Source organism: Nevskia ramosa DSM 11499, assembly GCF_000420645.1.
Classification (GTDB): domain Bacteria; phylum Pseudomonadota; class Gammaproteobacteria; order Nevskiales; family Nevskiaceae; genus Nevskia; species Nevskia ramosa.
Window position 1 is genome coordinate 208,144 of record NZ_ATVI01000005.1, and the last position, 20,065, is coordinate 228,208.

Below are 20,065 nucleotides of genomic sequence, written 5' to 3' on the forward strand. Positions count from 1 at the left end.
CTTTATAATCAGCGTTTTCCGAGTATCGACAAGGCCATGGAGCTGATCCGCGGATTGCACAACTTCGCGCCGCGACATCGCGGCAGCGTGGTGTCGATCGGCAATTTCGACGGTCTGCATCGCGGCCACCAGGCGTTGATCGCCCGGCTGCGGACGCTGGCTGTCCAGCATCGGGTGCCGGTCACCGTGGTCTGCTTCGAGCCGATGCCGCGCGAGTTCTTCCAGGGTGCGGCGGCACCACCGCGCATCGCCGATCTGCGCGGCAAGCTGCGTGATCTCGCGCTGTTCGGCGTCGAGCGGGTCGTGGTGCTGCCGTTCGGCGCGCGGCTGGCGGCGATGTCCGCGCAGGCTTTCGTGCAGCAGGTACTGGTCGACGGCCTCGGCGCGCGGGCGGTGATCGTCGGCGATGACTTCCGTTACGGGAGCAAGCGAGTCGGCGATCTGGCGTTGCTGAAGGCCATTGGCGCCGTCGAAGGATTCAGCGCCGAAGGCCTGGGCACCGTCGAGCTGGAAGGTGAGCGCTGCAGTTCCACGGTACTGCGTGCTGCACTTGCGCAGCCCGATCTCGACAAGGTCGAGCGCCTGCTCGATCGCCGCTACCGCATCGTCGGCCGCGTGCGTCACGGCCTGAAGCTGGGTCGGCAGCTCGGCATGCCGACCGCCAACGTCCATCTGCGCCGGCCGCCGGCGTTGGCACACGGCGTCTATGCCGTGCGGCTCGCCTGGCCGGGTGCTCCGGAAGGTTTGCCGGGGGTGGCCAGCCTCGGCGTGCGGCCGACCCTGGGGCTGACGGCCTGCCTGCTCGAAACCCACGTCTTCGACCTCAAGCCGGACTTGTATGGTCAGGAAGTGGTTGTCGAATTCCACAAGTTCCTGCGTCCGCAGCTGAAGTTCGATGACCTCGACACGCTTGCCGCCCAGATGCAGGCCGATGGCCTGGCGGCGCGCGCCCATTTTTCTCAAGACCTGATTCCCTCGTGAACGACTCCGTGCAAGACCCGGCCGCGGCGCCGGCCATCGACTACAAGCAGACGCTGAATCTGCCGCAGACCGAGTTCCCGATGCAGGCCGGTCTCGCCGTGCGCGAGCCGAAGATGCTCGAGCAGTGGGAAGCCGAGGGCCTGTACGCGAAGATCGATGCCGCTACCGCCAGCCGCCCGGATTACTGGTTCGTCGACGGCCCGCCGTACGCGAACGGCGATATCCACATCGGTCACGCGGTCAACAAGGTGCTCAAGGACATGATCGTCAAGGCCGCGCGCCTCGACGGTTTCCATGCACCGTTCACGCCGGGCTGGGACTGCCACGGCCTGCCGATCGAGCTGCAGGTGGAAAAGAAGTTCGGCAAGGTCGGTGACAAGCTCAACGCCGCCGAATTCCGCGCCGAGTGCCGCAAGTACGCCAACGAGCAGATCGCCCGCCAGAGAGTCGATTTCAAGCGCCTCGGCGTGCTCGCCGATTGGGAAAAACCCTATCTGACGATGCAGCCGAAGTTCGAGGCCGAACAGCTGCGCGTGCTGTCGCGCATCGTCGCCAACGGTCACGTGACGCGCGGCTTCAAGCCGGTGCACTGGTGCCTGGATTGCGGCTCGTCGCTGGCCGAAGCGGAAGTCGAGTACCAGGACAAGACCAGTTTCGCGATCGATGTCGGCTTCACGTCGACTGACTCAGCGGCGCTTGCAGCCGTGTTTGGTACAAGCGGCGACGCATCGATCAGGTTTCTGATCTGGACGACGACGCCGTGGACGATCCCGGCCAACAAGGCGACCTCGGTCAATCCCGAACTCGACTACGTGCTGGTCGAGATGGGTGAATACGGTCGCGTGATCGTTGCCGAAGGCCTGCTCGAAGCCTGTGCCAAGCGTTACGGCGTTGTGTCGCCGAACGTGCTGGGTCGCGTGAAGGGCGCAGCACTCGAGCGCCAGACCTACACCCATCCCTTCGATGCCGAAGGCGCGGCCAAGCCGATCCTCTGCGGCGATCACGTCACGCTCGATGCCGGCACCGGTCTCGTCCACACCGCACCTGCGCATGGCGTCGACGATTACAACATCGGCATCGCCAACGGCATCCCGGTCGAAAGCCCGCTGATGGGCACGGGCGTCTATGTTGTCGGCACGCCGGTGGTCGGCGGCCTGTATGTGCGCAAGGTCGATGAGCCGGTCATCAATGCGCTGCGCGAAGCCGGTGCCTTGATCCACGTGACCAAGTTCGATCACAGCTATCCGCACTGCTGGCGCCACAAGACGCCGTTGATCTTCCGCGCCACGCCGCAGTGGTTCATGTCGATGGATGGCAACGGTCTGCGCCAGCAGGCGCTGGTGGCGATCGGCAAGACCGAGTGGATTCCGGGCTGGGGAGAGGACCGCATCCGCGGCATGGTCGGCGAGCGTCCGGACTGGTGCATCTCGCGCCAGCGCACCTGGGGCGTGCCGATGGCGATCCTGGTCGACAAGCGCAACCAGACCCTGCATCCGGATTCCGCGGCGCTGCTCAAGCGCGTTGCCGACGCCGTCGAAGCCGATGGCCTCGAAGCCTGGTTCGGCTCTTCGGTCGGCGACTGGATCAGCGCCGACGCCGAGCACTATGAGAAGTGCCCGGACACGCTCGACGTCTGGTTCGATTCCGGCTCGGTGCATCAGTGCTCGTTCGTCTCCGTGCATCCGGACAAGCTCGATGCCGACGGTCTGGCGCCGCAGGCCGACATGTATCTCGAAGGCTCGGATCAGCACCGCGGCTGGTTCCAGTCGTCCCTGCTCACTTCGGTGGCGATGCGTTCGCGGGCGCCGTACAAGGCCGTGCTGACGCATGGCTTCACGGTCGACGAGAAGGGCAACAAGATGTCGAAGTCGCTGGGCAATGTCGTCGCCCCGCAGACGGTGACCAAGACGCTCGGTGCCGACGTGCTGCGCCTCTGGGTTTCGGCCAGCGATTACTCGGGCGAGATCGCGATCAGCGACAACCTGCTGAAGCGCATCGCCGACGCCTATCGCCGTATCCGCAATACCGTGCGCTATCTGCTGTCGAACCTGCATGGCTTCGATCCGGCGCGGCACGTGGTCGCGCCGGATCAGCTGCTGTCGATCGATCGCTGGGCGCTGTCCGAGCTGCTGCGCACCCAGGACGAGATCAAGGCGGCCTACGCGGCCAAGCAGTTCCACCAGGTCTACCAGCTGCTGCACAACTACTGCGCGGTGGACCTCGGCAGCCTGTACCTAGACGTACTGAAGGACCGTCTCTACACCCTGCAGGAAGCCAGCCCGGCGCGGCGTTCGGCGCAGACCGTGCTGCTGCACATCGCCGAAGCGATGACCCGCTGGATCGCGCCGATCCTGTCGTTCACGGCTGACGAAATCTGGAAGCTGCTGCCGGGCGATCGCGCTCAGAGCGTGTTCATCCAGATCTGGTATCCGGTGCCTGTGGCATCCAGCAATCCGGTGGCCGGCGATGACTGGGCGAGCTTGCTGGCCGCTCGCGAAGCCGTGAAGAAGGAACTGGAAACCCTGCGTGCCGCCGGCACCATCGGCTCGGCACTCGACGCCGATGTCGCGATCTATGCGGACGGCGCAGCCTTCGATGCGCTGAGCACACTGGGTGATGAGCTGCGTTTCTGGTTCATTACCTCGGGCGCGTCGGCACAGCCGCTGTCGCTGAAGCCGGCAACGGCCAGCGTCGCCAAGCTCGAGAACGGCCAGACGATCTGGATCGCGGCGACGGCGACCACGGCCGACAAGTGCGGCCGCTGCTGGCACCGCCGTCCAGATGTAGGCTCGCATGCCGCGCATCCGGCGCTGTGCGGCCGCTGCATCGAGAACATTACTGGGATGGGCGACGGCGCCGGCGAGGTTCGACTTCATGTCTGAGCCCCAGGTGAAGCCGCCGTTCGACAATCTGCGCCTGCTGTGGATTTCCGCATTCGTCATCGCGGTGGATCAGATCAGCAAGTATTTCGTCGGCGAGGCGCTGGTGCTGTACGACTCCATTCCGGTGATCGAGCACTTCAACCTGGTGCGCCTGCACAACACCGGCGCCGCGTTCTCGATGATGAATCAGGCGCCGGCGGCGATGTTCATCCTGCTCAGTGCGGCAGTGAGCATCGGCATCCTGTGGTGGCTGAGAGTCAACCGTCACGGTCAGGTGCTGAATGCGCTGGCCTTCGTGTTCGTGCTCGGTGGTGCGCTCGGCAATGCCATCGATCGGGCGACACGTGGCTATGTGCTCGACTTCATCCAGTTCTTCGTCGGCGACTGGCATTTCGCCGCGTTCAATGTCGCCGACATGGCGATCACGCTCGGTGCCGGTCTGATGATTCTCGATCTGCTGGTGCAGGCGCTGAGCCGGACCAAAGCGGACAAGGCGAGCTAGTCGCGCGGACTTACTTCGCCCAGCACTGCTTGTACATCTGATCGGCGTCGACCGGCGAGGTCGCACCGCGCTGGCCGGTGGAATACAGGCACAGCGTGCCGCAGACGAAATCGCCGGCGACCTGCGAGTTCTGCGGCTCGGCGATCAGCACCCAGGAAAACCGGGTCGACGCCGCGGCGTTGGTCGAACAGCGCGAGAACGCGCCGGTACCTACCCCGGCCAGGCTGACTCTATAGATGCTGCTGGTGGTGGTACCGGTGTGCATCTCGCCGGACGAATCGATGTACAGCGCATCGGCCGGATAACCGAGCAGGCTCAGGCGTGAGGCGTAAGTCTTGCGATCGCTGAACCAGGCTTCCTGCTGCTGCGAAATCTGGCTCAGCACGGTCTTCGCGACGACCCGATTGGTGCGCACCGAATACTGTCGGAAAGAGGGCAGCGCCACCGTCGCCAGAATGGCGACGATGACCACGGCAACCATCAGCTCAATCAGCGAGAAGCCGCGCGTCTGCGACATGAGTGACCGGGGCCTGTGAATCACGGTTTGTAGGGCGTCATTGTGCCACCGGACGCTCTTCATCCTCACGGCGTTCGCGCCAGAACGTGCGATAGATCAGCGGAACGGTCGTACTGAGCGTCTCTGCGTTGATGATCGTGAGCTGTGGCGTCAGCGCGGTCGCTTCGCCAGCGATGCCCGGTGCCTTCGCCAGCGCACTGCGAGGGTAGCCGTCGCCATCGTTGATGAACTGCGTCACCGACGGCCGACCATCGATCAGGTTGATGCCATAGAGACGGCTGCTGCCTTCGTTGGGGCTGCAGCTGGTGCCACCGGCCGGAGGCGGCACGAAGGTCGAGAAGCTCACCGTGCTGCCGACGGTCACTGGTGCCGATATCGCTTTCTCGCCACTGTTCGGCAGTTGCAGGCGCCAGCCGTTGGCGGCATTCGCGCCGACGGTGCAAGCCGCGCTGCTGGCGGTCGCACAAGCGGTGGTGATGTCGGTGAGGTTGCTCGGCTTGATCAGCCGCGCATCCGCTTCGCTGGCGATCACGCCATTGACGCTGGTGGTATCGGTGAGCGACTTGCCGCTGATCGTGTCGCGGTCGCGGATCGTGTACAGCGCGTTGACGGTGCCGGTGTTGAACGGATCTTCGCGATCGCCGCTGCCGATCACCACGGCGTCGAAGCCGCCGCTGGCATCACGGCCCGGCGCGTAATCCGGAGCATGGAAGAAGCGGCGGTCGCTGGCATTGGTCAGATCCGGCGCGGCGGCGCCGATCGGATGGCCACGGCCGAGGCTGGCGATCGGGCCGATGGTCCAGGCGCTGCGGTCGGTACCCGGGAAATCGGCGCGCCAGACTCTGCCGCCGGTATCGCCGACATAGAGACGATCGGTGATGCCGTCGCCATCGGTATCGAGGGCAGAGACATCGGACGCGATGCTGTCCTGCAGCAGCGGATGGCGGAAGGTCTTCGAGGTCGAGTCGTAGGCGGTGATGCTGGTGCCGGCGCTGCGGTTGGCTTTCCAGATCAGCTCGCCGGTCACCGCATCGACGATGAATACGGCGTTGCCGCTGCTGTCGTCGACGCCGACCTGGGCGGTGACCACGGCATTGCGGCTGTTGTTCAGATCCTTGCCGCTGCGCACGCCGCTGGCGTTGACGCCGCCGTTGTAGCCGCCACCGAACAGCAATACCGGCCGTGTCACTTCCGTACTTGCCGCTGTGCCGGTGCGATAGCGGATGCGGCCGACGACCGGAGCACCGAAAGTCATCGCCAGTTCGGCGAACTGCGTCGCCGAGCCGCTGACCAGGCCGGGTGAGGACGCGGTGGCGCTGTACAGGCCATCCGGGCCGATCCGCCACATCAGGCTCGGCACATCCGGGTTGGTGATGTCGAGGCCATAGTAGGTGCGGCCGCCGCGGCGCAGGCCGAAGAAGGCGTAGGCGTGATCGTTGGCATTGCTGGCGTTGATGACGCCATCGCTCGGGCCGCCTTCGGTCAGGGTGCTGCTGGTGCCGCGATCGATGATCAGCACCGACGGCGCGCCGTCGACGCCATACGGAAACTGTGGCGTGTACTGATCGTCGCGCAGGATTTTCAGGCTGGGCATCGTCGCGCGCGGCATGAACGCCCAGGTCTCCGCACCGCTCGGGGCGGCGGCGGTACCGTTGCGCACCGAATGCAGGAAGCCATCGCTGGAACCGAACAGCACGCGGACATCCGGTGCTGCCGCGGTATAGCCGCTGCGGGCGCCGTAGTTCACTGCCACCGGTCGTGAATGCATGACTGCGCCGAGCAGCCACGGCCGACCGGTAACGCCGGTCAAGCTGGCGCCGGTGCCGACCGGATTCGCCGTGGTGCCGACATTGAAGCCGCGCGCGTGTAGCAGCAGTCCTCGGCGCAGGGTTTCGTCGGCAGCCGTGGTGCCGGTGACGCCGAGATCGGTTTTCAGCGCATCGCGCACCGTCTGGCTGTCGGCATCGAGCGCGGCGAGGGACGGCACATTGCCGGCGCTGAGCGAGTCGTAGAACAACTGGCGCCGGCCGTCGGCATTGATGCGGCCCGGATTGCCGCCGCCGCCGAACTGGTAGCCAGGGATGTTCTGGCCGGCGCCGCCCAGCTGGGTGTTGCGGCCGTCGGCACTGGCGGTGCCGAGCTGGCTGCCATTGGTCCAGACGGTCAGGGCGCTGCTGAGGATGCGGCCATCGCTGGCGATCGCCGCCGTGCCGCTGGCGTCGCGGAAAGCCAGCACGCCAGCGCTGTTCTTCGCGTACTGCAGGCGTTTGACGTTGCCGGTCCAGCCCGGCTTCTGGGCGGCCTTCGGCTGGAACTGGGCGAAGAAGCTCGGTTCGAGCAGGCCGTTGGCCGAGACCCGGCTGGTGGCGACCACCGCCGAGACCAGCGAGGCGTCGACGACCAAGGTCGGCTTGAGCAGAGAGGCGAAGGTCTGCCCGAGCCCGAGCAGCCCGAGGCTGTTGGCATAGCCCAGCACCGTGGCGCCGGCATTGGCAAGCGCCGCCGTGCTGGTCAGCAGGTTCTGGATCAGGAAGAACGAATTCAAGGTGATGTCGTTGTTGTCCTTGTCCTTGAACGAGTTCGGGCTCGTGGTCAGGCGCACGACGTCGCCGAGTGTCGACCCGCTGGCCGGAAGGCCCGGCAGATAGGCGCGCAGGGTCGCGTCGGACTCGCCATCGCGGACGTTGTTGGTCAGCATCACGTTGAGCACGTTCGCCGTCCGGCATTCCAGCGCCGGCTTCAGGTAGTTGCCGTCGGCCTGTTCGATGGTGGTGTCGCGGGTCAGCAGGGCGGTGAGCCCGTCCCAGCGAGCCAGCGGGGCGTTGTAGACGTCCTTGCCGCCGAGGTAATGCATCAGCTCGGCATAGGCCTCCTTGCCTTGATACGGCGGCAGCAGCTGGGTCGGCGTGGTCACCGCCGTGCTCAGGATCGCGGTGACCGAGTTCAGCAGGTTGGTCGGATTAAGAGTGTTGGTCAGCAAGCTGCCGACCTTGTTCAGCAAGGTGGTGATCGATCCTTGGCTCACCAGCGGCGTGAAGCCGACCAGCATGTAGGCGCCGTTGCTGCAGCCGGCCGTGGTTCGGCGCACGCCGGGAATAGTCGCTACCTCGGCGAAGCTACAGGTACTGCCCGGCGAGCCGGTCGCATTGCTGCGATCGGCGTGCGACACCATGACCGCGACGTTGGTGTTGATCAGGTTGTTGAGGATCGCTTCAAGCAGCGAGATCAGATTGACCTGCCCGGCGCTGAGGATGCCGCTGAACGTGGTGTTGAGCAGACCGATGACCGCACCCGGAAGCTGTCCAACCACCGTCGTCAGCAACGGGCTCAACAGGCCGGCAACCAGTTGCCCGACGAAGCCGCTCAGCAGCGGGTTGAGAATGGCGCTGAGCGCCGGCAGCCCGAGCAGGAAATTGAGCGTGCCGCAGGTCAGGGTCGATACGCCACCGAGCAGCAACTGGAGCACGAGGCCGACCACCGGCAAGGCAACCACCGGCGAGGCAATGCCCAGGATGCCGTAGAGATTGCACAGCGCCTGAGCGCGGGTAGCGTCAGTGGTGCCGCTGCCGAGCAGCAGGGTGCTGAGGAACTGGCTGGGATTGCTGGTGATGCCGGCGAGCAGATCGCTCAGGACCACGCTGCTGGAGATATTGAGGCAGAGCTGTGGCGCATCCGGGTTGTTCGGATTGCTGGTCTGGGTCAGCACGCTGTTGCAGATGCCGAGCAGGTTGAGATCGAGCACGATCACCGTGTACGGCGGCTGCAGTGTGTTGGCGAGCGGGTTGTTGTAGATGTCGATGTCGTCGGCGCGCGAGGGCAGGCCGGCGCATAGCATCATCAGGGTCACCATGAACGCCGGGAACCAGCGCACCAGCTTCATGGACCGTACTCGTGACAGGCTCATTGGTAGCTCACTCCTGTCGGTTTCGCATGCAGCTTCAACACGCCTTGCACGACCTCGGCGGCGCCGAAGCCATTCACCGAATGGTCGTAGCCGCCGGTCACCGTGAAGCGCGCGTAGTCGTAGGAACGGCCGCTGTTGCCGGCGCCACGCAGCGCCGCGGCGCTCAAGAATTCAGGGTCTTCGCGCAGCACCCGGGCGTAGGTCCAGGATTGCAGCGCGGTGTCGCCGGGAGCAGCGAGACCCGAGGTCGTGCAGGTGAACGGCAGGCTGTCCGGTGCCGAGCCACTGCTGCTCGGTACATAGCAGGCGCTGAAGCCGGGGCCGTTGCCGATGGTCAGATTGCCGTCGTTCTGGGTGACGCCGTCGGCGATCGCCTGCGCCGACTGCAGCGCGTTGACACGGCTTTCGGCGTTCTGCGACAGGCGCAGCTCGGTCTTGCTGCCACGCATCGCGGCGAGGCCGAGCAGGGTCAATACGGTGAGGATCAGCAGCGCTGTGGCCAGCGCAGCACCAGACTGCCGATGCTTGATCGGGTGCTTCATCGCGTTGCTCCTGCGGTGCTCGCACTGCAGGGACCGAGATCACCGACCGGATTGCGCAGCTGCACGGTCGTCGAATAGACCCGGCGATGGAAGCTGTCGGCCTGCGCCTGGGTACGCTGGTAGTCGCCGAAGTTGAAAGTCTTGTCGTCGGTGTAGCCACCATCGATATCGGTGCTGCGCACCAGCAGCCAGACTCTTGCGGTGATCGCGGTCTGGGCCAGCGCGTCGGCATCGGGGTTCGAGGTGTAGGTATCGACGACGCAGTCGTTGTCGGAATCCAGACCCCATTCGATCTGCAGGTTCTCGACACCATCGGCCAGGCATTCGACCGCCATCGAGGCACCCGCGACCTGCTGCAGTTCCATGCGGCATAACGTCGGAATGCCATCGCCCACCGTCTCGGCATAGCTGCGGATGAAGTAGACGCGTGGCTGGTATTTCCAGAACGTCACCGGCGCCTGCAGCGGCGCATCGGTGCTCGTGGACATCTGATAGGTCGCGCTGTTGCCGTTCTGGATCAGCGAGCCGACCGTGCCATTGGTCTTCAGATAGAAATTCCCGGCGCGCAGTTGCACGCTGGAGCCACTGCTGATGTCGGCGGTCGCCTGGCCGGCGACCCGGCGGATCGCGACGATGTCGGTGTTGGCGGCCACCGGCGTGGTCGCGGTGCCGAGGCAGGGAAAAGCGGTGCCGACCGTGGTCGCCGAGGTGTGATTGCGGAACTCCACCCGCCGTTGCAGCTTGAAGGCCCACCAGGGTGAGGTGGCGTCGGAGCCACAGTCGTTGGTGGGTTGTGTGCCGATCGCCACCGTGATGTTCGAGGCGCCGTAGATGCCGCCGTAAAAGCCGGCCATGCTCAGATCGCGGGCCAGGCTGTCGAGCGCGAAGCGGGCACTGTCCTGCATGTGGGCGACGGTTTCGGTTTGCCGGAAGCTGCGGCTGTTCTGGCTGAACACGGCGAGGATCGCCACCAGCACGATCAGGCCGAGGGTGATCGCGATCATCAGCTCGACCAGCGACAGGCCGCGCTGCGTCGTCCGGGCAATCATCGAAATTCTCATGGTGTTGCCGCCGCGATGCACTGGCCGCTGTGATCGTCGATCACGGTGCGCATGACGATGATCCGGCGCAGGCGGGTGTCGGTGTCCGTGGTCGTGATGTCGTCATAGGAGGCATTGCCGCTGCCGCAAGCATTGTTCGCCGGATCGCTGGCGTCGTTGGGATCGGCCGGCGGTAGCGGCGTGATACCGCGCCAGGCGATGGCGATGGTGTAGACGCCGCAGGGCGCATTGCTGTTGGTGATGCAGGCCGTCGGTTCGCTCAGGCCGCCGCTGGCTGCACCGGCGCTGACCTCGACGCCACCGAACAGCGCCCGTGACCACTCGTAGCGATCGAAGGCGACGACCTGCGCCGGCGTGCAGGCCGGGGTTCCGCTGCTGCCGCTGGTGGTGCAGGCGGTGCCGGGGGATGAAGGTGCATTGGCGAGGCTGATGCCGTTGCTGGCATCGGTAAGGTAGTCGGCGCCGCGGCTGGGATTGGCGCGGATCCGTTCGATCAGATCCTGGGCCAGGGCCGCGGCCTGGGTGCGCTGCACGGCATCGAAGTTCGATTTCTTCGCATAGGCCTGCAGGCCGGCGACACCGAGCAGGCCGACCGCCACCACGAACACCGTGATCATCACCTCGACCAAGGTGAAGCCGCGTGCTGCGCGCTGGCTGGAGGCGGATTGCATCAGACGCTGCAGCCGGTGTCGCGAGCAAGCCGGATGCGGCCGTTCGGATCGATGCTGACCCGGCGGCCGTCGAAGCTGCTGTCGCCGGTCTTGCACAGCCGCAGGTTGACCCGCGAGCTGGCGCTGAGCCGGCCGGACGGTTCGAACTGGACGACGCTGGTCGAGGCGGGATCGACGAGGTAATTGAGCACGCCATCGATCGGCTCGCCGATCGAAAGAATGTCTGCGGCCACGGTTGGCTTGCTGCCGGTGGTGTTTGGTGCGCTGTCGCGATAGGTCACCCAGCCGTTGGCCCAGCTCGCGGTGCTGCCGCTGGCGCACTGCGGATAGCTGGCGCTGGTGCCAGCCGCACGCGGGCACAAGGTGACGGTGTTGTTGCGGCTGATCGCTTCCGCGCGGGCCTGGACCATCGCGCCGTAAAGTGCCGCTGCTGCATCGCCCCGGGCACCGGCCAGGAAGAAGCTGCGCAGCCCGGGACCGGCAAGCGCCATCAGCACCGAGGCTATCGCCACGACGATCATCAGCTCCAGCAAAGTGAAACCCCGTTGTGCGGACATGACCTGAACGGCAGCGGAAAGTCGTCGGACGTTAGCCTGATTCCCGTCGCACCGGAATTGCGGTGCCGCCCCGCCGGACCAGCGGCCCCGGCGCGCGGATGAAGGGCGTACAGGCAATGGTTGCAGCGTTCAGCGCGTCCAGCAATCGCCCCCGGCAGCACTGCCGGCAACGGGCAGGCGCCTGCCGGCCGAGTCGATGCTCAGGCTGGCACAGGCGGCATCCCCGGCCTGGCCGTTGACGGCGGTGGCGACCAGTTTGAAGCGGCGCACGGTGGCTGCGGCATCGCTGGTTTCGAGACTGATCTCGTACAGGCTGCGGTCATCGCGCGCCGCCTGCACCTCGCCGCTGGCGGTGATCGCGTAGCGGCTCAGATCATTCATCGCGACGTCGCCGCCGGCAAGATGAAAATTGAAGTTGACCGGATAGGCGCCGGTTTTCAGCACCTCCACTTCCATCTTCGCCGCGAGATCGACCAGCGCCGCGCGGGCGACGGCGCGATGGGTGCGCAGCACGTGGCCGCGGTAGGCGGGCAGGGCGAGGGTGGCCAGCAGCGCCAGGATCGCGACCGCGATCATCAGCTCGATCAGCGTGAAGCCTCGCTCGCGCGTCCGGGAACGCATCAATGCCCCGGCTTGAAGACCCAGCCCGGCAGCACGGTGCCGTCCTGGCGGCGATGACGCTTCTGCAGATGCTCGTCCGGATTGACCTGGCCGGGATCGACGTCGAGCAGCAGATCGCCATCGTCGGCCTGGCTGCCGCGGGCGGTAGCGGTCAGCGTGTAGCGGACCGGATCGCGAGCCATGACCAGGCTCAGGCGATAGAGATCGTCGCCATCGCAGCGCTGCGGATCGTCGGCGTAGCCGAGCACGGTCAGGCTCGCGCCGATCGGCGGATAGCGGCCCGTGCGGGCAAAGAGGCTTTCCATGCGCTGCTGGGCGTCGATCAGGCAGGCAGCGCCGGTATTACGCACCGACTTCTGCCGATAGGACTGGTAGGCCGGCAACGCGATCGCGGCCAGCACGCCGACGATCGCCACCGCGATCAGCAGTTCGATCAGGGTCATGCCGCGCGGTAGGCCGAAGTTCACGGATTTCATTGATTCCGATGCGTCTGTCGCCAATCGATCTCGCCGGAACGAACCCCGCCCGACACCCGCACATCTTGCTGCACCACGCTGCCGCGCGAGGTCTGTACGTTGACCGTGACCACAGACAGACCGCTGCCATCGCGGTCGTCGACATGCAGCGACGGCGCCGAACCGAGCCCGAGGCCGAGATCGAAGATGCCGGCGCTGCTGTCGATCTCGGCATTGCTGACGGTGACCCGGCGAACACCGAAGGCCGGCCGCTGCGCGCGCGGCGCACCGGTCAGATAGTTGAACCCGAACAGGCGGCTGTTTCCGTCGCCCGAGCACAGCGATGCCGATGGCGTGTAGCTGCTCGCGAACAGCAGGCCATCGATCAGCGCCGTGCGGCTGATGTTGCGTTCGGCTGCCGTGGTCGGCGAGGTGCTCAGCATGTAGCGCCAGCCACCGGCGGCGGCGGCCGTGCTGGTCAGCTCGATCTCGCTGCTCACACCGCTGACGCCGGTCACCGCGCCGGACGGCGTGACCACCGCGCTGCTGGTGTCGACCAAATTCGCGAACGCCGGGCTGGCGCTGGCCGGAGCGTTGTCGATCAAGCCGAACAGCGCCTGCTCGGCACTGCTGGTCTTGTCGCCCGGCGCCAGGAAGCGGCCGGTGCCGGACAAGACCCAGCGGCGGCCGCTGCGATCCTGGGTCAGCGACGGTGCCGTCAGCAGTGGTCGCCGGGTATCGAGCAGCACCGCCGGCGTGCGCCAGCCGGAAGGATCGTTGCCTTCGCTGTCGGCGAGGGCGGCCAGGTTGAAATCGAGCTTGAACAGCTTGCCGGTCGGCGCTGCCGTGCTGCCGCCGGCAGTACCGAAGTACAGGGCATCGGCGCGGAAATTCAGATCCCAGTCGACGGCCACCGGATCGCCGACCAGGCTCAGCGGCGCGCCGGACGCGGGGCCGTTGCCGAGATCGTAGGGGCCGTTGTAGATCAGCGTGTCCGCCACCGGGATCGAACTCAGCAACAGCCGCTTCAGATCGATGCCGAACAGAAAGCCGTCCTGGTTGCTGGTAGCGCTGGACAGGCTGGTCGGGCCGCTGCCGAACACCAGGTACCAGCGGTCTTCGGCCGGCGGTGCGGCGCTGCTGGCGTTGCGCCGGGCGAATGCCGCGACGGCCGGGTTCGAGGTGGTGTAGCCGAGCCGGCCGTTGCGATCGCTGTACTCGGCGATCAGTACCGGCGGCTGTTCCGGATCGGTGACGTCGAGCACCACGAACGCCGAGCGCGTGCTCAGCGTGCTGCTGCTGCCGAGGCCAACGGCGAAATCGCTGACGGCGTCGCGGTTGCTGCCGCCGGCATCGACATTCGGAATCGTCACCGGCCCGCCACCGAGCCGCATGCCGATCACCAGCAAGGTGCCCCAGCCATTCGGGTGCGTTGCATCGTTGGCGAACGCGCGAACATCGAAAGCGCGCGGTGAGCCGTCCATCGTCCACAGATGGCCATAGCGGGGATCGGCCAGCCAGCCCAGTTGCGGCAGCAGATTGAACGGCGCATAGGCCCACAGCTCGCTGCCGAGCGGGTGCGCGGTCACACCGCCGCTATCGCTCGGCGTGGTCAGGAAGCGCTTCGTCGATGCCTGATAGAAGCCGGCGTTGAAGGCGTGCAGCAAACCGTCGTTGGCGCCGACATAGACGACATTGCGCCGGCCGCGATAGCGATTGAAGAACTCGGCGTAGGTCCGGTCGCCATAGATCAAGTCATAGGATTCCGCGGGTGCGGCCACCGTCAGCGGCACCGAGTTGACGATGTCGCCGAGGCGTAGCACTTCGGGCCGGCCGTCGCCATCGTCGTCGACCGTGCGGTTGCGCAAGCTGGGGAATTCTTCGCCGCGCGTGTAGCGGATCAGCTTCTCGGCCGCCGCCGCGCTGCCGACATTGAGCAGGCCGTAGCGGCCGGCGCCGAAGTTGGCAGGGGTCAGCGCCAGTTGTTCGCCGGCTTCGGCGCGGCCATCGAGATCGAAGTCCACGAAGGTGAACAGGTAGCGGCCACTGGATGCCGGCGTCGAGTAGTCGCGCTGGGTGGCGACATCGCCGACCGCCGACAAGGCCCGCCGCGCGTTCCAGATCGTCCGCAGCGTGCTCAGATCGTCGATCACCGTGAACGAGTCCGGCGCGCTGCCCGGTTTTGCCGAGTAACGGCGGAAGCGGCTCAGGCGCTGTTCGGCGTCGTAGTAAAGCTCGACCACCGGATCGCCAGCCGCCGAGTAATCGGCTTCATCGAGCTGGGCGTTGCCATTGCCGTCCTCGCGCAGGCGGCCGTCGCTGTCGACGAACAGGGCCTGCAGGTTGCCGACCCAGACCAGCTTGCGGCCGGCACTGTCGCTGCGGCTGACGTTGTAGCTGGTCTGGTAGACGGCGCCCGGGCCGGCGCCTGAGCCGGACAACACCGCCGCCACGCCACCGCTGCCGCTGCGCCGGAGGATGCTGTTGAACACCGCACCAAGCCGGTCCTTGAGCCGTGCCGGATTGGCGAGTGCGAAGTAGTTGTCGGGAATGCAGTCGGCACCGCCGGCGTCGCTGGCATTGTTCAGATGATCCCAGGCGGTATCCGTGCAAGTGCTTGCGCCGGTGCCGGGCGATGGCAGCGCTGCTGCGGCGCCGGCCGGGTAGTCGTAGCCGCCGTACTTAGCAGCGTAGAACAAGGGTGATTCCAGGACTCGGCCTGGACCGGCGCCGGGCGTGTAGCTCGAAACCTTCGGCCGGGACCAGCGCTCGCTAGCATCCTGCGCATGAGCAGCGGCCAGAAGATTGCCGTTGTCGCCGCGCTGGCGGCGGACCAGTCGCTGCACGCCGTTGCCGGTCACGGCACCGGAGATCGTATAGCCGAGCAGCGCGGTGTCGGCATCACGGCCTGCAATCAACTCGACACGTACCAGCACTTCGTCCTCGCCGGTGCTGCGGGCGAGTTGGCCTTCGGCGGTGCACAGCGCAGTCGAATCCGAACCTGCGCAGATGTCCGGTCCAGCTGGCGCCTGCAGGTCCTGCGCGCAAGCGGCGCCAACGCACCAGCTGAGCATCTGCAGCAGATCGCGCTGCTGGCTGCCGCCGTAGCTGGCGTCGTTCCAGGCGATCAGGAAGCTGCCGGCGCGGCCATCGGCGCTGAGCGCGCGGCCGTATTGCTGGCCGGCTGCACTGCGGATCGCGCCCGGCGTCATGCTGCCGTAGCTGCAGCTATGCCACTGGCTGTCGTCGAATGTGGGTGTTGGCAGCGGATTGGCTTCGCAGGCCGGCGTGATGATCAGCTGGCCAGCCGACGTCAACACCGGTATGCCCGGCAGCGCGCCGCTGAACTGCAGGCCGTAGTTGCGCGCCCGCTGCTGGCCAGCCGAGGCCGGAGCGGCGCCGTTGTCCGGGCGCAGATCGCCGGTCCAGGCGCGATGCGCGAGGCCGGCGATCAGATAGCTGCCTTCCTGCGCCGGTGCTGCGGGGCAGATGCCGCGCGCCTGCGACAAGGCACCGAGCGTCTTCACCGAGCAGCGGTCGGCATTGGTCGTCGGGCTGTTGCCGAGCGGCGTCAGGCCGATGCGGCCGAGCAGCGCTGGACCGGCCAGCGATTCGTTGCTGCCGATGGCATCAGTTGCCGTGCCGGCGATCGCGCCACCGAGTGCCGCCACCGGCGGGATCTCGTCGCTGTCGAAGGAGTTGCTGCCGCTGGCCAGCATCACCACGCTGCATTCGGCGCAGTGCTCGGTGTGGGCGTAGGCATCGCGCCAGGTGGCGGTCGGCAGGCCGGGCAGGCTGCGGGCATCGTCGCCGGTGAAGGCGGTGGTCGGCGCCGGTTCGCCGGCGATGTAGCGGAGGATTTCTCCGTAGATCTCGGCCAGCGGATTGCCCCAGCCGGTGCAGGTGTTGCTGCCGCTGCCCGGGTTGTCGAGCACCGGCCCGCTGCTGCCGCGATTGATCGTCTTGCCATCGCAGTCGCTGTAACCGGCGTCGCCATCGGTCGAGCGGTAGCGCGCGATGCGCAGGCGATCGACCGTGTTGACGATGCCGGCCGCGCCATCGGCGCTGATGCAGAACTGCCCGGTAGCCAGATTGATCTCGTCACCGGCCGCGCAGTTGCCATCGCCGTTGCCGACCAGTGGCCCGGCATTGCGCCGCAACTGGCCACCGGAGCGCGGCTTCGCGTAGCTGCCGGACAAGAGACCAAACTGCAGCTGGCCGTCCTCGCCAAAACGCTGCAACTGGCCGGCCGGCTTCAGGCCGTTCGGATACTGGCGGCAGAAAGCTTCGCGCTGCGTTGCCGGTGCTGCCGGATCGCAGACTTCGGCACGGACCAGGTACTCGCCTTCGCCGAGGCTGGCCGCTGCACGGGTCGGCTGATCGGCCGAGCCGGATTCCTCGTTCCACAGGCATTCGCGCGTCTCGGCTGCTGCCCACAGCCGGAAGCTGCCGCGTGCCACGCGCAACTGCGGCGCGGCGGTAGAGGACGCCGAATCAACATCGCCACCAGCGACGAAACTGACATTGCAGAACGACAGGCCGGGCGCGCCGGCGTCCTGCGTGAACGGCGTGTAGAGGTTGGCGTCGGCGCCGTCGTAGAACTTCGCCCAGGCGTGGAAATCGGCCGGCACGTAGCTGCGTTCGAGCACCGTGACGGTCGAGCTGTCGGTGCTGCGGCGGCCGCCGTAAAGTGCTGCGCGCAACACATCGAGCCGACTCATGCTCAGCCAGTTCAGAAAGTTGCCGCTCCAGTTGCCGGCGGCGGCAGCGAGGCATTGGTGGCGGGATTCGCCGCTGGCCGCGACAGCAGCCTTGTAGCGTCCACCGGCGTAGGCGTAGCAGAGCGCGGGATCGAAATAGCCGAGGTAGTCGAGCGTGTTGCGATAGCCGGTATCGAGCAGGCCGTCGCCGTCGAGATCGCTGACGTCGTCATAGGCGCGCCGGTAAAGCTGTTCGTCGATGGACAGGCCGAGCATCACGACCGGTACCGCGCTGGTGCCCGAGGTCAGCGGCTGGGCGACGTAGCTGGCGGCGGTTTCGTTGGACAGGCTGGCCATGCTGACGGCGCCGTCCTGAGCGACGATCGCGCCGGGCAAGCTGGCGGCGCCGATCAGGCCCGTCAGCCAGGCCGCAACTCGCAGACCTCGCGCCAGCCGGCTCATCGGTCTGTTCATCGCCGGATCACGTAGCGATAGACGGCGGCGGTGTCGGTGCTTGCTTCGGCACCGTCGCCGCGTTCCGTGCCACGGCTGCGGACGTAGAAGAAGGTCTGGCCACCGCCGCCGGCAACTCCGATGCCGGCGCTGGAATAACCGGCGGCCTGGGCCTGGCCGGCACCGCTGCCCGTGCTGGTATACAGGCGCCGCACCGCGACTTCGCCATTGATCTGCACGCCGAGCGTGCTGCGCAGATCGCGGCTGTAGACAGCATCGGTATCCATGGTTCGCGGGTCGAAGACCAGTTCGCTGTCCGGCTCGATGCACCAGTTGTCCGGGCCGTTGGCGCCATCGCGATTGTTGATCGTGATCCCGGCCGGCAGCGCCGCCGTGAACTCGGCATTCGGTACCTGACCGCCGATAGCCGCCGGCCAGCCGCCGTTGCGGCACAGGCGTTCGATCAGGGAGCCGACTTGGGTGCGCGCCGTTTCCGAGGCTTCGAAAGCTTCGGCGCGCAGCGCGCTGTTGCTGCCGGATTTCACTTCCAGCCCGGTGCCGCGGATCGCCGCCAGCGCGACCAGAGTCAGCAGCACCAGGAAGACGATCGCCGTGACCAGCGCATAGCCACGGCTCGGCTGCGAACGCGGCTTCATCCGCGCACCCGGTTGCGCAGCTGGATGTCCTTGACCACCAGGCGCCGCTGGAAGCGCGCGGCCGCATCGTCGTACTTCAAGCTGCAGGCCGAGCTGGCCGGGCCGTAGCAGCGATCGGCGGCGATCGGGTACTGCTGCGTGTCGGTGTAGCGGTCCAGCTCATCGCCACGGGCGATGAAGGCGACGCGGATGCTCTGCACCTGTTGCCAGTTGCTGACTTCGCCGGCATTGCGATAGGCGTCGACCTGGCCATCGTCGTCGCTGTCGATGCCGTAGCTGAAGGTCAGCATCTCGATGCCGTCGACCAGTTGCTCGGCCTGCAGGCTGTCGCTCTGCAGGCGCAGCATGTTCAGGGTCGGCACCGGGCCGCGGCCGAAATCGATATTGCGCAGGTAGAACAGCAGCGTCTGGTACTGGTAGCTGAGCACGCCGTCCTCGGCGACGCCGGGGATGTCGACGCTGATCGCACGCAGGCGGTTCGCGTCATTGGTGACGTCGAACAGCACCGCCCGCTGGCCGACCTTGGCGCGCAGGTAGTACTTGCCGTTGGTCTTCAGCGCGTTGGCGGCACCGCTGGCGCCGAGCTGGGCAGTCGACACATAGGCATCGGGATTGGCATAGCGCACGGCCAGCACATCGCTGCCGGACACGTAGTCGCTGAGGCAGCCGGCGGGCAGGCCGACCGGGGCCGCCACACCGCCGGCATAGCCGCGCACGCCGCTGGCGGTATCGAGTATCCAGGCGTTTTCGCAGCCGCCCGGGCCGTTGTAGACCGGCGCGCCGATCAGGCTGACCTGGGCTGACTCGACGCCGCCCCAGAGATCGGCCAGACGCAGGTTGCGGCCGAAGTAATCGACAGCGATGCGGATGTTCTCCTGCATGCGGCTGGCGCTTTCCTGCACCCGGTAGCCCTGCTTGGAGTTGATGAACACCTTGGCCACGCCGGCCAGCACCAGCGCGCCCAGCGCCAGCGCCACCAGCAGCTCGACCAGCGAGAAGCCGGCTGCGCGCGAATGGCGGCTGGCGTTCATGGCAGGTAGCCGAGCCGCAGGCAGCGCAACTGGCTGCGGCTGTCGCTGCAATCGGTGCCGGTGGCGCCGCTGCGGGCGGCATCCCAGTAGATGGTGACGATGCGCAGCGCGGTGTCGCCGCAGCCGGCTTCGCAGCTCACCGACAGCCGACCGCCGGGCAGGATCGCCCTTGGCCCGTTCTGCAGATTGGTGATGTTGGCATCGGCCGATAGCTGCGCGTAGAGCATCGCCAGATCCCACTGCGCCTGCTGGCGCGACGAGCAGCGTGCGCCGCTGGCACCGCAGTCGGCGCTGGCACTCGGCGCCGAGGCATTGGCGGCCAGCAGGTAATCGCCGGCGATCACGGCCTGGCGATTGGCGCGCATCCGTTCGATCAACGCCTGGGCCAGGGTCGAAGCCTGGGTGTACTGGTAGGAGATCAGGTTGTTGGCCAGCGCTGCCGACTGCAGGCCGGCGATGCCGAGCAGGCCGATCGCCAGCACCAGCACGGCGACCATGACCTCGATCAGGGTCAGGCCGGCCATGGCGCCTG

General features: G+C 66.7%; 15 protein-coding genes. 3 read left to right on the forward strand and 12 right to left on the reverse strand.

Going from position 1 to position 20,065, the window contains the following annotated elements:
- Positions 1 to 36 precede the first annotated feature (36 nt).
- From G513_RS0101680 to lspA, 3 genes are all read left to right on the forward strand, one after another.
- Positions 37 to 981: a bifunctional riboflavin kinase/FAD synthetase gene (locus tag G513_RS0101680; protein WP_022975095.1), complete on the forward strand. Its 945-nt coding sequence runs from the start codon at positions 37 to 39 to the stop codon at positions 979 to 981.
- Positions 982 to 1,061: 80 nt separating this feature from the next.
- Positions 1,062 to 3,863: an isoleucine--tRNA ligase gene (ileS, locus tag G513_RS0101685; protein WP_051144333.1), complete on the forward strand. Its 2,802-nt coding sequence runs from the start codon at positions 1,062 to 1,064 to the stop codon at positions 3,861 to 3,863.
- The gene (gene lspA, locus G513_RS20825; protein ID WP_051144307.1) at positions 3,856 to 4,365 is read left to right on the forward strand and encodes a signal peptidase II; all 510 of its coding nucleotides are present in this window, start codon (positions 3,856 to 3,858) and stop codon (positions 4,363 to 4,365) included. The genes ileS and lspA overlap by 8 nt, the downstream gene beginning before the upstream one ends.
- Positions 4,366 to 4,375: 10 nt before the next feature.
- Here the strand turns inward: lspA and G513_RS24575 are convergent, their stop codons facing one another.
- From G513_RS24575 to pilV (G513_RS24590), 12 genes are all read right to left on the reverse strand, one after another.
- The gene (locus G513_RS24575) at positions 4,376 to 4,882 is read right to left on the reverse strand and encodes a type IV pilin protein (protein ID WP_022975098.1); all 507 of its coding nucleotides are present in this window, start codon (positions 4,880 to 4,882) and stop codon (positions 4,376 to 4,378) included.
- Positions 4,883 to 4,919: 37 nt separating this feature from the next.
- Positions 4,920 to 8,762 (reverse strand): pilus assembly protein, encoded by a 3,843-nt coding sequence (locus G513_RS0101700; RefSeq protein ID WP_022975099.1) that lies wholly within the window; start codon positions 8,760 to 8,762, stop codon positions 4,920 to 4,922.
- A 20-nt stretch (positions 8,763 to 8,782) separates the two neighbouring features.
- The gene (locus G513_RS24580) at positions 8,783 to 9,328 is read right to left on the reverse strand and encodes a PilX N-terminal domain-containing pilus assembly protein (RefSeq protein WP_022975100.1); all 546 of its coding nucleotides are present in this window, start codon (positions 9,326 to 9,328) and stop codon (positions 8,783 to 8,785) included.
- Positions 9,325 to 10,377, reverse strand: coding sequence for a PilW family protein (locus tag G513_RS0101710; protein ID WP_169560478.1), 1,053 nt, complete (start codon positions 10,375 to 10,377; stop codon positions 9,325 to 9,327). The genes G513_RS24580 and G513_RS0101710 overlap by 4 nt, the downstream gene beginning before the upstream one ends.
- A gap of 8 nt (positions 10,378 to 10,385) precedes the next feature.
- Complete coding sequence (pilV, locus tag G513_RS20840; protein WP_051144308.1) at positions 10,386 to 11,060, reverse strand: type IV pilus modification protein PilV; 675 nt, start codon at positions 11,058 to 11,060, stop codon at positions 10,386 to 10,388.
- A complete protein-coding gene (locus G513_RS26030) occupies positions 11,060 to 11,617 on the reverse strand; it encodes a GspH/FimT family pseudopilin (protein ID WP_084711291.1) in 558 nt (185 codons plus the stop codon). The genes pilV (G513_RS20840) and G513_RS26030 overlap by 1 nt, the downstream gene beginning before the upstream one ends.
- 129 nt (positions 11,618 to 11,746) lie before the next feature.
- Positions 11,747 to 12,238 (reverse strand): type IV pilin protein, encoded by a 492-nt coding sequence (locus G513_RS0101725; protein ID WP_022975104.1) that lies wholly within the window; start codon positions 12,236 to 12,238, stop codon positions 11,747 to 11,749.
- Entirely contained in the window at positions 12,238 to 12,714 is a 477-nt protein-coding gene (locus tag G513_RS20845; RefSeq protein ID WP_022975105.1) for a type IV pilin protein, read from the reverse strand. Before G513_RS20845 ends, G513_RS0101725 begins: the two co-directional genes overlap by 1 nt.
- A complete protein-coding gene (locus G513_RS24585; RefSeq protein ID WP_022975106.1) occupies positions 12,711 to 17,867 on the reverse strand; it encodes a pilus assembly protein in 5,157 nt (1,718 codons plus the stop codon). Before G513_RS24585 ends, G513_RS20845 begins: the two co-directional genes overlap by 4 nt.
- A complete protein-coding gene (locus tag G513_RS0101740; protein ID WP_022975107.1) occupies positions 17,864 to 18,502 on the reverse strand; it encodes a PilX N-terminal domain-containing pilus assembly protein in 639 nt (212 codons plus the stop codon). The genes G513_RS24585 and G513_RS0101740 overlap by 4 nt, the downstream gene beginning before the upstream one ends.
- Positions 18,499 to 19,533, reverse strand: a complete 1,035-nt coding sequence (locus tag G513_RS0101745) for a PilW family protein (protein ID WP_022975108.1) — start codon at positions 19,531 to 19,533, stop codon at positions 18,499 to 18,501. Before G513_RS0101745 ends, G513_RS0101740 begins: the two co-directional genes overlap by 4 nt.
- Positions 19,530 to 20,057: a type IV pilus modification protein PilV gene (pilV, locus tag G513_RS24590; protein WP_022975109.1), complete on the reverse strand. Its 528-nt coding sequence runs from the start codon at positions 20,055 to 20,057 to the stop codon at positions 19,530 to 19,532. Before pilV (G513_RS24590) ends, G513_RS0101745 begins: the two co-directional genes overlap by 4 nt.
- Between the last annotated feature and the right edge of the window lie 8 nt (positions 20,058 to 20,065).